Source organism: Sedimentitalea xiamensis, from assembly GCF_030164465.1.
GTDB lineage: Bacteria > Pseudomonadota > Alphaproteobacteria > Rhodobacterales > Rhodobacteraceae > Sedimentitalea > Sedimentitalea xiamensis.
Genome location: NZ_JASNJE010000015.1, coordinates 62135 through 75659 on the forward strand (window position 1 = coordinate 62135; position 13525 = coordinate 75659).

Genomic DNA, 13525 nt, shown 5'->3' on the forward strand with positions numbered 1-13525 from the left:
CCTTATGGCGCTTGCAATCTGGACCTAACGGCGGGGCGGCAGCTTTTCGAAGCCGGGCAGGTCTTCGGGGATGAGGTGGAAGGGTTGGGCATCCATGATGTAGATCGCCGACTCCGGTCCACCGTATTCGGCGGGATGGTCGAGCGTGCCGACCTTGAGGATCACCATGTCCAGTCCGGGGCGCCGGGTCAGCAGATGGGTGCCACAGCCGGGGCAGAATTCCCGCGTCACGGGGGTATCGAGGTCGGAGCGGGTGAAGCTGTTCGGCGTGCCGGCGGTATAGCGGAACCCGTCCGTCGGCAGGATCATGAAGTAATTCGGCCCGCCGCCCGAGATATACTGACATTCACGGCAGTGGCATTGCGATTTCATCACCGGCGTGCCGGTGGAAGCGTATCTGATGGCGCCGCAATAGCAGCCTCCGGTCAGGGCTGTCATGACGCGTCTCCTCTGGTCGGGGCGGTCTTCTTCCAGATCCCGTGCGCCGGGTCGATCGCGTCCAGATCGGGGAACCGGGCGAGGTCCAGCGGCAGGACGGCGATCAGGTAGGCCGACGGGCTCAGGGTGGAAACAAGGCGGGATTCAAAGGCGGCGAGCCGTTCCGGGTCCGGAAACGGGCGGACGGAAAACACCACGTCGAAACCGCCGTAGTCGAAGCTCAGCGCATCCGCGACGCGGATATCACCGCCAAGGCCGAACAGCGTGCGGCCGCGCGCGATCTGCATTTCGTCGGCGTCGAAACCCGCGATTGCGCTGAACGGCAGGATGCCGCTGGACCGGGCGAGCGCCAGATCGCGGCCGCTGCCGCAGCCGACATCGAGGAAGGACACGGGGCGGTGACGCAGTGCCGGGTGATCGTAGTCCGGGTCCAGCGCCAGATGCCGCTCCAGGGCGATCAGGCTGTCAAAGAACCGGGAAATGGGAACCGGGAGATAGCGATTTGCCCCGTCCAGCCGTTGCGCCTGTGTTTCGCCGGGATCGGCTTGCCGGCCCAGCAGATCGGTCAGGCAACGTTCCAGCGCGGCCTTGCAGCGTTCCGCGTCCGCGAGGCCGGTGCCGATGGCGGCCTGCCGAACGCTGACCTGGTCGTGGTGTTCGCGGTAGGCGCGGGACGCCTGGTGATAGCCCTTGCGCGCGGCGGCATAGGCGCGTCTGGCCCGGTCCAGGGCCTTGCGAAGAACGTCGCTGCGGGCATCCAGCGATCTGAGGTTGGCGCCGAGGTTCGCGGTAGGAGAACGGACGGTCCGGTGCAGCAGGGTGTCCATCCGGCTGGTGACGTGATCGACCTTGCGTTGCAGTTCGTCCACTTCGGCCATGGTGGCGTCAAGCTCGGCCAGGGCGGCGTTCAGCCGTTCGGTCGCGGGATCGGTCGGTGGCGTCATGGCAGCGTCCTTTCCGGGGCGCCCGTCGTGATACCGCAGTCTGCACCGATTTCGCGGGCGGGTGAAACCCTTTCGTCAGTCCCGGCTCCGGCGCGGGGCGCGGAGCCGGGAGACGTATCAGCCGAACACCCGGCCGAGCGCCGCATCCACGGCGTCGGTGATGTGGTCGATGTCGTCCTTCCGGGCGATCAGCGCCGGCGAGAAGCACAGCGTGTTGTTGTAGCCCGGCACCGACCGGTTGGTGACGCCGATGATGACCCCCTGCGCCATGCAGTCCGCCACCACGGCCTGCGCCCGCTTTTCCGGCACCGGGGCGCGGCTGTCGCGGTCCTCGACCAGTTCCGCGCCGAGGAACAGGCCCTTTCCCCGAACCTGTCCGATGACCGGGTGCTTGTCGGCCAGCGCATGCAGCTTGTCGAGCATGTAGTCTCCCATCGCCGTGGTGTTGGCGAGCAGGTTCTCGTCCTCGATGATACGCAGGTTTTCCAGCGCCGCCGCCGGGCCGGCGGTGCAGCCGCCGAAGGTCGAAATGTCGCGGAAATAGTTCAGCGGATCGTCGGCATTGTCCTTGAACTTGTCGAACACGCGCTCGTTGGTCACGAGGCAGGCGATGGCGGCATAGCCCGAGGCGACTCCCTTGGCCATCGTGACCATGTCCGGCTTGATTCCGTAATGCTGGTAGCCGAACCAGGTGCCGGTGCGCCCGACGCCGCAGACGACCTCGTCGATATGCAGCAGCACGTCATATTTGGCGCAGATTTCGCTGACGCGCTCCCAATAGCCATCGGGCGGGGTGATGACGCCGCCGCCGGCGGTCACGGGTTCAAGGCACAGGCTGCCGACGGTGTCCGGGCCTTCGCGCAGGATCGCCGCCTCGATCTGGTCCGCGGCCCAGAGGCCGTAATTCTCGACCGGCGCGCCCTCCTGCTCGAACGCCCGGTATTCCAGGCAATGCGGCACCCGCACGAAACCGGGCGCGAAGGGGCCGTATTGCGCGTTGCGCTCGTCCTGGCCGCCCGCCGAGAGGCAGCCGATGGTGGTGCCGTGATAGTCGCGGTCGCGGTAGAGGATCTTGTGCTTCTTACCGCCGTATTTCGCATGCGCAATCTGGCGGACCATCTTGAACGCTTTCTCGTTCGCCTCCGACCCCGAGTTCGTGTAGTAGACCCGGCTCATCCCCGGCATCTTCTCGATCAGTTTCTTGGCAAATGTCGCCCCCGGCACCGATCCGGCGGACCCGGCAAAGTAGTTCAGCTTGATCAGCTGGTCGCGGACCGCGTTGGCGATGCTTTCGCGTCCATAGCCGACATTGACTGTCCAGACCCCGCCGGAAACGGCATCCAGATGTTCCTTGCCCTTCTGGTCCCAGACCTTCATCCCCTTGCCTTCGACGATGATGCGGGGGTCGGTGGTCTCGTAGGGTTTGTGCTGGCTCAGGTGGTGCCAGATATGGGCCTTGTCGGCCTCGACCACATGAGAGATGTCGTTTTCATTGAACGTGCCGTCCATGACATGTCCTTTCCGGAAAATTGAGAGTCGCGCACGACCATGGTGGCATGAACCGCCCAAGTCGTCATGGTAAAAGCAAGAGCCTGAAAACAGGTCAACTCGTAGGGCCAGATTGAATCCTCCCCTAAGTCCAGATTCCACCCGCCACCGGGGACTGGCCCGCGGCGGTTTCGATTAGGCGGCGGAAAATATGGGAAATTCTCGTCCTGAAATCCGGACGAATGCAGGAGAAATCCGGCCGGACGCCCGTTTGCCGTTCGAAAAAACATTGATCGCAAAAGGGTTTTGAGGTCCGATCGCAGGAAGCGTGCGGCAGCCAGGTGGCAGGCGACGCGCAAACCAGAGGCGGATGACCGCCCGATCCAGAGAAACCGCCACGGGAGGCGGTGCAACAGGGAGACGACGAATGAAATTCAAATCCAGACTGATGGGCGCCGTTGCCGGTGTGGCGATGCTGGCGGGGGCGCAGTCCGCCTTTGCCGCCGACGAAGTGACGGTCGGATATTTCCTCGAATGGCCGATGCCGTTCGAATACGCCAAGGTGATGGGCACCTATGACGAGGAAATGGGCGTCACGGTCAACTGGGTCAGCTTCGACACCGGAACCGCGATGAGCGCGGCGATGGCCTCGGGCGACGTGCAGATGAGCGTCAGCCAGGGTCTGCCGCCTTTCGTGGTTGCGACCAGTGCGGGCCAGGACCTGCAAATCCTCGACATCGCCGTGTCCTATTCCGAAAACGACAACTGCGTGGTGCATGCGGATCTGGAAATTGACAAGACCACGGCCAAGGAACTGGAAGGCAAGAAGGTCGCCGTGCCGCTTGGCACCGCCGCGCATTACGGGTTTCTTGAGCAAATGAACCATTTCGGCGTCGATATCTCGACCATGGAAGTGGTGGACATGGCCCCGTCCGAAGGCGCGGCGGCGCTCAGCCAGAAGAGCGTGGACATGGCCTGCGGCTATGCTGGCGGTCTGCTGCGGATGAAGGAACACGGCAATGTGCTGCTGACCGGCGCCGAGAAAGAGGAACTGGGACTTCTCGTCTTTGACGTCACCAGTGCGCCGGCCGGGTTCGTGGCGGAAAATGCCGATCTGGTGGCAAAGTTTCTGAAGGTGACGGCGGATGCCAACGCCATGTGGAATTCGGGCGAGCATACCGATGAGATGCTGTCGGTGATCGCCAAGGATGCCGGCATGGACGAGGAAGCGGCCGCCAGTTCTCTTGCAACCTTCGTATTTCCGTCGGTCGAGGAACAGTTGTCCGAGAAATGGCTGGGCGGCGCCGCGCAGAAATTCATGAAGGGTGTCGCGGACGTCTTTGTCCAGGCCGGCAGCATCGACTCGGCGCTGGACAGCTATGAGAACGCCGTGAACACCGGCCCGCTCGCCGCCGTCGCCGCCTCTGGCGGTACGTGAGTCGCACTCGCCGCCCCGGCGGCGGGTTCCCGAAACGGGTGTGGCCGGCGTGAAGCGCCGGTCGCGCCGCGACCGTGGAGACAGCCATGTCCGGTCTCGCCATCGAGAAGATTTCAATGCGTTTCGACCTGCCCGGCGGCGGGTCGGTTCAGGCGCTCAAGGACGTGTCGCTGCACCTGAAGGAAGGCGAACTGATGAGCGTGCTCGGTCCGTCGGGCTGCGGCAAGACCACGCTTCTGAACATCGTCGCGGGGTTTCTGGCCCCGACGGAGGGGCAGATCGTGATGAACGGTCACACGGTCAAGGGACCGGATGCGGAACGCGGCATGGTGTTCCAGCAGGGCGCGCTGTTCGAATGGATGAGCGTGCGCGAGAACGTCGGCTTCGGACCCCGGATGAAAGGGATGCCGAAACCCGAAATGGCCGGAAGGGTCGATCACCTGCTGGATGTGGTCGGCTTGCAGGATTTCAAGGACAAGGCGGTCTACGAACTGTCCGGCGGCATGCAGCAACGGGTCGCGCTGGCGCGCTGCCTCGCCAACGATCCGGACGTGATCCTGATGGATGAACCGCTGGGCGCGCTCGACGCGCTGACCCGCGAGAAGATGCAGAGCCTGGTGCTGAAGCTCTGGAAGGAGACCGGCAAGACGATCATCCTGATCACCCATTCGGTCGAGGAGGCGTTGCTGCTGGGCGAACGGCTGCTGGTCATGGCCCCCCGGCCGGGCCGCATCCACAAGGAATACCGCCTCCCCTTCGCCGATCTTGGCGTCGGGCAGGATCTGCGCGAGGTCAAGAAACACCCTGATTTCGCGGTCAGGCGCGAGGAAATCCTGGCGATGATCTGGGACATGGAAGAAGAAATCATGGGCCGCATGGAAGGAGCCGGCGCATGATCCCCCTTCTGATCTATGTCGCGATCTTCGTGGTGTCTTACTATGTCGTCACCAAGGTGATCCACCACGCGGCGCGCAACGACTACACCTCGCTCAAGACCGTGACCTTTGGCGACGAAAGCGCGGTCAGGCCGAACCGGACCGCATCGGTTATCTCGATCCTGACCCTGTTCCTGCTCTGGGGCATGTTCACCGGATCGACTCTTCTGCCGAAATTCCTGCACATGCCGGGACCCTTCGAGGGTCTCGCGACCTTCGACTATACCGCGCAACTGCCCGACGGACAGCGCGACACGGCGACGGTGACGGTGCTCGTGCATCCGGTCGACCAGGAGGTGTCGGCACCCGAGGTGGACTTGGGCGACGGCTGGGCGAAGAATGACAGCGCGACCATCGGCGCCTGGCGCAGCGGCCTGATCCGGGTCGACCAGAATGACGAATTCGGCCGCGCCGACGGGGCGGAGATCGTCGCGGTCAATGGCGAGCAGATCGTGCCCGGCGGCTCCGTTCAAACCGATTTCGGTCGCGTCGGCATGAGCCCCAAGGGCACGCTGACCTTCGAACCCGCCAAGGGCTGGCAGATGGAGCCGATCTGGCTGCCCGCGCCCGAGGCGGTGGCCGCCCGGGTGGCCGAGATCGCGCGCGAGGGCTTTCGCGGTTCGACCCTGTGGGAACATCTCGGCTATTCGCTGTTCCGGGTGATCATCGGGTTCTTCTTCGGGGCGCTGGTCGGCATCCCGCTCGGCTATGCGATGGGGCTTTCGGACTGGTTCCGCGGCTGGTTCGATCCGATCGTGGAATTCATGCGCCCGGTGCCGCCGCTGGCGCTGATCCCGCTGGTAATCATCTGGGCGGGCATCGGCGAGACGGGCAAGATCATCCTGCTGTTTCTCGCCGCGCTCTGGATCATGGCGATCGCGGCGCGCGCAGGCGTGTCCGGCGTCAAGATATCCAAGGTGCACGCCGCCTATTCGCTGGGCGCGAGCAAGGCGCAGATCATGCGCCATGTCATCATCCCCAACAGCCTGCCGGAAATCTTCACCGGCGCGCGCGTGGCGATGGGGGTCTGCTGGGGCACCGTGGTCGCCGCCGAACTGGTGGCGGCGGAAAAGGGCGCGGGCATGATGATCATGGTGGCGTCGAAGTTCCAGAACACCGACATCGTCATCATGGGCATCATCCTGATCGGCATCATCGGGTTCGGCATCGACATGCTGATGCGCTGGGCCGAACGGATTCTCGTGCCCTGGAAAGGCAAGGGATAGGCATCCGCCATCACCAGACCCCGGCGTCTCCCGTTCGCGCGTCCCAACCCTGCGATCCTTCCGGACGCAAAATCGTAGCGACGCCCGGCGCGGCTTCCTCTTGCGAGGAAAACTCCGGGGGAGTCGCCGCTTGCGGCGGCGGGGGCAGAGCCCCCTTTCCCGGTTCCGGGTTTCATGTGACGATGAACTCCGCCAGAACCCAACCGCGAGGATACCCGTGAACATCCTTTTCATCATGTTCGACCAGTTGCGGTTCGATTATCTGAGCTGCGCCGGGCATCCGCATCTTCAGACGCCGCATATCGATTCCCTCGCGGCGCGCGGGGTGCGGTTCAGCCGGGCCTATGTGCAGTCGCCGATCTGCGGCGCGTCGCGGATGAGCTTCTACACCGGCCGCTACACCTCGTCGCACGGCGCGCAGTGGAACGGTTTTCCGCTTCGGGTCGGGGAGGTCACGCTCGGCGATCATCTGCGCGACGCCGGCATGGGATGCTGGCTCATCGGCAAGACCCACATGCGGGCGGATGCGCGTGGCATGGAGCGACTGGGGCTGGACCCGGACAGCGTGATCGGCGCGCGGCAGGCGGAATGCGGGTTCGATGTCTGGTGCCGGGACGACGGGCTTTGGGCGGAGGGGCCGGACGGATTCTACGATGCGAACCGCAGCCCGTACAATGCCTACCTGAAGTCCAGGGGGTATCCCGGCGCAAATCCCTGGGCGGATTTCGCCAATGCGGGGGAAGAGGGAGGCGATCTCGCGTCCGGCTGGTTCATGGCCAATGCCGACAAGCCCGCCAATATCGCCGAGGAAGACAGCGAAACGCCCTGGCTGACCGGCGAGGCGATCCGCTTCATCGAGCAGGCCGAGGGGCCATGGTGCGCGCATGTCAGCTATATCAAACCGCATTGGCCCTATATCGTGCCCGCACCCTACCATGCGATCTATGGCGCCAACCAGGTGCCGGCCGCTGTCCGGCATCCGTCGGAAAAGGAGAACCCGCATCCGGTCCTGAAGGCGTTCATGGACAGTCCGGTGGGGCAGGCGTTTTCCCGCGACGAGGTCCGGCAGAAGGCGATCCCCGCCTACATGGGCCTGATCAAGCAATGCGATGACCAGATGGGGCGTCTTTTCGATTTCCTGGAACGGACCGGGCGCATGCAGGACACGATGATCGTCCTGACATCGGATCACGGCGATTACCTTGGCGATCACTGGATGGGGGAAAAGGATTTCTTTCACGAACCTTCGGTCAAGGTGCCGCTGATCGTCTACGATCCGCGCCCCGAGGCGGATGCGACGCGCGGAACGGTCTGCGACGCGCTGGTGGAGGCGATAGACCTTGCCCCCACCTTCGTCGCCGCCGCGGGGGGCGCTCCGGCGAACCATATACTCGAAGGCCGGTCGCTCGATCCCCTGCTGCAAGGCGAAACACCCGCCGGCTGGCGGGACTTCGCGGTCAGCGAATACGATTTCTCCGCCCGGCCGATGACGGTGAACATGGGGCTGCGGCCGGAACAGGCGCGGCTGTTCATGGTCGCGGACAAGCGGTGGAAATTCGTCCATTGCGAAAGCGGGCACCGTCCGATCCTGTTCGACATGGAAAGCGACCCCGATGAATTCTTCGATCTAGGAGACAGCGCGGAGCACCGGCACATCATTGAACGCATGTATGACCGCCTGGCGGCCTGGGGACGGCGGTCGGCGCAGCGGGTCACGCGCTCGGACGCGGATATCGCGGCGATGCGGGGGAAATCGCCGAGAAAAGGCATCTTGCTGGGTGTTTTCGAGGCGGCGGACCTGCCGCCGGATCTGACGGCCAGGTATCGCGGACCGGTGCCGCGGCGATGACGGAAGACAATTCATACGGACATCGGAAGGACGGAGGTGATCAGGCGCGCGCCCGCGCGGTGGCCGCGGCGCAGACCCTCGTGGACACAGGCCGGTTTCGCGACGATCTTGCCGCGCTTGTCGCCTGGCCGACGGAAAGCCAGGTGCCGGAGCGGGCGGCCGATCTGCGCCGCTACCTGCACCAGGCCATGCAGCCGATGCTGTCGCGGCTGGGATTTGCCTGTCATGTGCTTGACAACCCGGTGCCGGGCGGCGCGCCGCTGCTGGTGGCGACGCGGCAGGAAGGGGCGGACCGGCCGACGGTGCTGTCCTATGGCCATGGCGACGTGATCCGGGGGCAGGCGGATCAGTGGCGCGCCGGATTGTCGCCCTTCGATCTGACGCAGGAGGGCGACCGGCTCTACGGACGCGGCGCGGCGGATAACAAGGGCCAGCATCTCGTCAACATTCTGGCGCTGGACGCGGTGCTGCGGGCGCGGGGGCGTCTGGGGTTCAACGCCAAGATCCTGATCGAGATGTCCGAAGAGACCGGATCCGCCGGGCTCGCGGCCTTTTGCGACCGGCACCGGGACCTGCTGTCGGCGGATGTGCTGATCGCGTCGGACGGACCGCGGGTGCAGGCCGAGGTGCCGACGCTGTTCATGGGATCGCGCGGCGCGGTCAATTTCGATCTGCGCGTCGACCTGCGCGACGGCGCGCATCATTCCGGCAACTGGGGCGGGTTGCTGGCGGACCCGGCGATCGTCCTGTGCCACGCGATCGCGTCGATAACCGACGCGCGGGGCCGGATCGCGGTGCCGGAATGGCGTCCGGACAGCCTGACGGAAGCGGTGCGGGACGCCTTGCGCGACATCCCGGTCACGGACGGGCCGGGGCCGCATGTGGACGCGGATTGGGGCGAACCAGGGCTGAGTCCCGCCGAACGCGCTTTCGGCTGGAACTCCTTTGCCGTGCTGGCGATGAAAAGCGGGGACCCGGACGCCCCGGTCAACGCGATTTCCGGTCAGGCGCGGGCCACCTGCCAGCTGCGTTTCGTCGTCGGCACACAGGCGGACGACATCCTGTCGGCGCTGCGGCGGCAGCTGGACCGGCAGGGGTTCGCGCAGGTGCAGGTGGTGGCGCAGCAGGATGGCAGCTTTCCGGCGACGCGGCTTCGCATCGATCATCCCTGGGTCCGGTTCGTCGCCGGTTCGATCCGGGCCACCACGGGGCGGGCACCGCACATTCTGCCGAATCTCGCCGGTTCCCTGCCCAACGATTGTTTTTCCGATGTGCTGGGCCTGCCCACCGTCTGGGTGCCGCATTCCTATCGCGGGTGCAGCCAGCATGCGCCGAACGAACATGTGCTGACATCCCTTTGCCGGGATGCGCTGGGGCTGATGACCGGGCTGTTCTGGGATGTCGGGACCTTGCCCGACGGGACAGAGGCATCGCTGTCCGGCGCATTTTCCGGCTGACAGGCCCTGAACCGGAGTCGCGGACCGGTGAACCGCCGGTCGAGTCCGCCGATCTTTGCCCGGCGGCGACTTCGGCCATGCGCGACGTGATCGAGGCGCATTCCGATCTCTGGCAACTGACGCTCTCGGAACGCGACGTGGCGATCTTTCCGGCCAGGAGCCTCGGGGTCGTCCTATCGGCCGTTCCGGTGTGGCAGAAGCAGAGCGTAGAGGGCGGCGTTCATCGGTGCCGCAACCCCGGCTTTCCGCGCCAGCCGGACGGCCGCGCCCGAAACCCATTCGATTTCAAGCGGCCGGCCATGCTCCAGGTCGATGGCGGTCGAGGCTCTGCCGTCCGGCGGGAAGCTCTGCATGAAGGACCAGGTCCGGTCCGCGATACCGTCGTCGAGCGCCACGCCGAGGGCGCGTCCGATCATGGCGGTTTCCGCCAGCACCGCCCGGAACAGGTCGCCGAGAGCGGGGATCGACGTGATGTCCCCGATCCTGCACCGCCCGGCAGCGGTGACACCGGACAGAGCGGAAAAGAAGACGAATTTCGACCAGAGGTCGCGCTCTATGTCATCGGTCGCCGGGGCCGATGCCCCGGCCTGGTCTATCGCCTCTCTCAGCGCGCCGATCCGTTCGGATGGCCTGCTGTCGCGTTCGGCGAAGGTGAAGGTGTTGAACGATCCGGTCTGCCGGATGACGCCGGGTGCGGCGATCGTGGTGGACACTTGCGCGACCCCATTGGCGACCGCGCGTCCGGGCAGGAATTCGAGCAGCCGGTCCGCGGCTTCGACCCCGTTGAGAAACGGGACGACGACGGTATCGGGGCCGATCATCGGACCGCAGGCACGGGCCGCGTCGGGCAGGGCGTCACCCTTGACGCCGAAGATGATGGCGTCGACCGGGCCGATCTCTGCCGGATCGTCGGTCGCCATCCAGGGCCGCACCCGGTCCGTCCCGGACGGGGTTTCCAGCACCAGCCCGTGCTTCCGGATCGCATCCAGATGCGCGCCGCGGGCGATCGTGGCCACTTCGTGCCCGGCCTTCGCAAGCCTGACCGCCAGGAAACCGCCGATTCCCCCGGTCGCCATAGTCGCGATGCGCATCTTTCACTCCTTCCGGAAACCACTCGTGCCGCGGACAAGCTTCACACCGATCCGCCCGGTCTTGCAAGGTCAGGCCGCTGCCGCTTTCCGCCCCGGTCCGCCAGGATGCCGGATCACAGACAGTCCAGCAGCAGCGCGCGGGTGTTCTCGGCGGTCATCTTCACCGGGTTGCCGCCGGTGCTCGGATCGCTCAGGGCCGATGCGACCAGCGCATCGATGTCCGGATCGGTGACGCCGAGTTCGGTGAGGGTGGAGGGGATGCCCAGCCGGTCGGTCAGGCTGCCGACATAGTCGAAGAACCCGTCGAACCCGCCCTTGATCCCGAGATACCCGGCGGCCATCGCCAGCCGGTCCTCGACAGCTGCGCGGTTGAAGCGCAGCACCGGCTGCATCACCACCGCGTTGGTGGTTCCGTGATGGGTATTGAACACCGCGCCGATCGGATGGGACAGGGCATGGATCGCGCCCAGCCCTTTCTGGAACGCAGTCGCGCCCATCATCGCCGCGCTCATCATCTCGGCCCGCGCCGCCAGATCGGTGCCGTCCGCATAGGCCGCCGGCAGGTAGTCCTTGACCAGCCGCATGCCTTCCAGCGCGATGCCCTGGCTCATCGGGTGATAATGCGGCGAACAATAGGCTTCCAGGCAATGGGCAAAGGCGTCCATCCCGGTGCCCGCAGTGATCGCCCGCGGCATGCCGACCGTAAGTTCCGGGTCGGCGATGACGATGGCGGGCAGGATCTTCGGGTGGAAGATGATCTTTTTCTCGTGGCTGACCGAATTGGTCAGGACCGACGCCCGCCCGACCTCGGAGCCGGTGCCGGCGGTGGTCGGAACCGCGATGATCGGGGCGATGGCGCTGGCATCCGCGCGCGTCCACCAGTCGCCGATATCCTCGAAGTCCCAGACCGGGCGGGTCTGCCCGGCCATGAAGGCGATCATTTTCCCGAGGTCGAGCCCGGAGCCGCCGCCAAAGGCGATCACCCCGTCGTGGCCGCCATCCAGATAGGCTGCGACCCCGTCCGCCAGGTTGATTTCGGTCGGGTTCGGATCGACTTCGAAGAACATCGCCCGCCCGAGTCCCGCGGCGTCGATCACGTCGAGAGCGGCGCGGGTGATCGGCAGGTTCGCCAGCCCCTTGTCGGTGACAAGCAGCGGGCGCGTGATGCCGGCCGCGACGCAGGCTTCGGCCAGTTCGGCAATGCGTCCCGCCCCGAAACGGATGGCGGTGGGATAGGACCAGTTGGCGGTCGGGATCATGACAGTTTCCTCAGATGGTAGGATTTGGGTCGGGTCAGGTTGTGATAGCCGATGACGGACAGCCCGCCGCCGCGGCCGGTGTCCTTGCAACCGGTCCAGCACAGGCCGGGGTCGAGATAGTCGGCGCGGTTCATGAACACGGTGCCGGTTTCGATCTGCGCGCCGATGGCTTCGGCGCGGCGGGTATCGCCGGTCCAGATCGATGCGGTCAGCCCATAGTCGCTGTCGTTCATCAGGGCGATGGCTTCGGCGTCGTCCTTGACCGGCATGATGCCGACCACGGGACCAAAGCTTTCCTCGCGCATCACGCGCATGGAATGATCCACGCCGGTCAGGATCTGCGGCATGAGATAGGCGCCGCCGTCCTGCGGAAACAGCGCGGGGTCGATCAACGCCGTCGCGCCGGCGGCCAGAGCCTCGGCGGTTTGGGCGCGCACCAGGTCGGCGAACCGTTCCTGCGCCATCGGGCCGAGCGTCGTTTCCGGATCGAGCGGGTTGCCGAGCCTGTAGCCGCTGACCACGGCGGCCGCCTTTTCGACAAAGGCGTCAAACAGGCTCTCATGCACATAGATCCGTTCGATCCCGCAACAGCACTGCCCGGAATTGAACATCGCCCCGTCGATCAGCGTGTCCACGGCGGCGTCCAGGTCGGCGTCTTCGCAGACATAGCCCGGATCCTTGCCCCCCAGTTCCAGCCCCAGCCCGGTGAAGGTGCCGGCGGCAGCGGTCTCGATTGCCCGTCCGCCTGCGACGGAGCCGGTGAAATTGACGAAATCGAAGGCGCGGCCGGCAATCAGCCCGGATGTCGTTTCGTGATCCAGGAACACGTTCTGGAAAACCTCCGCGGGAATGCCCGCCGCGCGAAAGGCCCGTTCCAGCCGTTCGCCGACCAGGGGCGTCTGGCTGGCATGTTTCAACACCACCGTGTTCCCGGCGATCAGCGCCGGGGCGATGGTGTTGATCGCGGTCATGTAGGGATAGTTCCAGGGTGCGATCACCAGGACCACGCCATGCGGCACCCGCGCGATATGGCGCTTGAAGGCGGCGCTGTCCTCCAGCACGATTGGCGCCAGGGCCTCTTGCGCGATCCGGGCCATGAAGCGCGCGCGTTCCTCGAAACCGCCGAATTCGCCGCCGTAGCGGATCGGGCGGCCCATCTGTCGCGCCAGTTCCGGCACGATCTCGTTGTTCATCGCCCCGATGCCGGCAACGCCGGTCAGGACCAGGTCGATCCTCTCCTGCAGGGGCCGCGCCGCCCAGGCGCGCTGCGCCGCCCGCGCGCTCGCGGCCATCGCTGCCGCCGCTTGTGGCGACAGCGTCTCCCGTTGAACGTAGACCGATCCGTCGATCGGCGACACGCATGTCAGCGTCTTGCCCATTTTATGCTCTCCACGGTCCCG

Annotated in this window: 11 protein-coding genes; 5 read left to right on the forward strand and 6 right to left on the reverse strand. The window is 65.6% G+C overall.

What is annotated here, in order from left to right; genetic code table 11:
- Positions 1-24: 24 nt before the first annotated feature.
- From QO034_RS13120 to QO034_RS13130, 3 genes are all read right to left on the reverse strand, one after another.
- Positions 25-438 carry a GFA family protein gene (locus tag QO034_RS13120; RefSeq protein ID WP_284485996.1) on the reverse strand — a complete coding sequence of 138 codons (414 nt, stop codon included), beginning with the start codon at positions 436-438 and terminating at the stop codon, positions 25-27.
- A complete protein-coding gene (locus tag QO034_RS13125) occupies positions 435-1382 on the reverse strand; it encodes a class I SAM-dependent methyltransferase (protein ID WP_284485997.1) in 948 nt (315 codons plus the stop codon). The genes QO034_RS13120 and QO034_RS13125 overlap by 4 nt, the downstream gene beginning before the upstream one ends.
- Positions 1383-1499: 117 nt before the next feature.
- Positions 1500-2891 carry an aminotransferase family protein gene (locus QO034_RS13130; protein WP_284485998.1) on the reverse strand — a complete coding sequence of 464 codons (1392 nt, stop codon included), beginning with the start codon at positions 2889-2891 and terminating at the stop codon, positions 1500-1502.
- A 406-nt stretch (positions 2892-3297) separates the two neighbouring features.
- Between QO034_RS13130 and QO034_RS13135 the strand changes: the two genes are divergently transcribed.
- The 5 genes from QO034_RS13135 (at position 3298) to QO034_RS13155 (ending at position 9775) form a co-directional block, all read left to right on the forward strand.
- A complete protein-coding gene (locus tag QO034_RS13135; RefSeq protein WP_284485999.1) occupies positions 3298-4308 on the forward strand; it encodes a taurine ABC transporter substrate-binding protein in 1011 nt (336 codons plus the stop codon).
- Positions 4309-4394: 86 nt separating this feature from the next.
- Positions 4395-5204 carry a taurine ABC transporter ATP-binding protein gene (locus QO034_RS13140; protein WP_284486000.1) on the forward strand — a complete coding sequence of 270 codons (810 nt, stop codon included), beginning with the start codon at positions 4395-4397 and terminating at the stop codon, positions 5202-5204.
- Positions 5201-6469, forward strand: coding sequence for an ABC transporter permease subunit (locus QO034_RS13145; RefSeq protein ID WP_284486001.1), 1269 nt, complete (start codon positions 5201-5203; stop codon positions 6467-6469). Before QO034_RS13140 ends, QO034_RS13145 begins: the two co-directional genes overlap by 4 nt.
- Before the next feature lie 217 nt (positions 6470-6686).
- On the forward strand, positions 6687-8318 hold the full coding sequence (locus QO034_RS13150; protein ID WP_284486002.1) for a sulfatase-like hydrolase/transferase: 1632 nt from the start codon (positions 6687-6689) through the stop codon (positions 8316-8318).
- The gene (locus tag QO034_RS13155) at positions 8315-9775 is read left to right on the forward strand and encodes a M20 family metallopeptidase (protein WP_284486003.1); all 1461 of its coding nucleotides are present in this window, start codon (positions 8315-8317) and stop codon (positions 9773-9775) included. Before QO034_RS13150 ends, QO034_RS13155 begins: the two co-directional genes overlap by 4 nt.
- Positions 9776-9948: 173 nt before the next feature.
- Here the strand turns inward: QO034_RS13155 and QO034_RS13160 are convergent, their stop codons facing one another.
- From QO034_RS13160 to QO034_RS13170, 3 genes are all read right to left on the reverse strand, one after another.
- Positions 9949-10866, reverse strand: a complete 918-nt coding sequence (locus tag QO034_RS13160; RefSeq protein ID WP_284486004.1) for a ketopantoate reductase family protein — start codon at positions 10864-10866, stop codon at positions 9949-9951.
- Between the two features lie 113 nt (positions 10867-10979).
- Positions 10980-12125, reverse strand: coding sequence for an iron-containing alcohol dehydrogenase (locus QO034_RS13165; protein ID WP_284486005.1), 1146 nt, complete (start codon positions 12123-12125; stop codon positions 10980-10982).
- Entirely contained in the window at positions 12122-13504 is a 1383-nt protein-coding gene (locus tag QO034_RS13170; RefSeq protein ID WP_284486006.1) for an aldehyde dehydrogenase family protein, read from the reverse strand. The genes QO034_RS13165 and QO034_RS13170 overlap by 4 nt, the downstream gene beginning before the upstream one ends.
- Positions 13505-13525 lie beyond the last annotated feature (21 nt).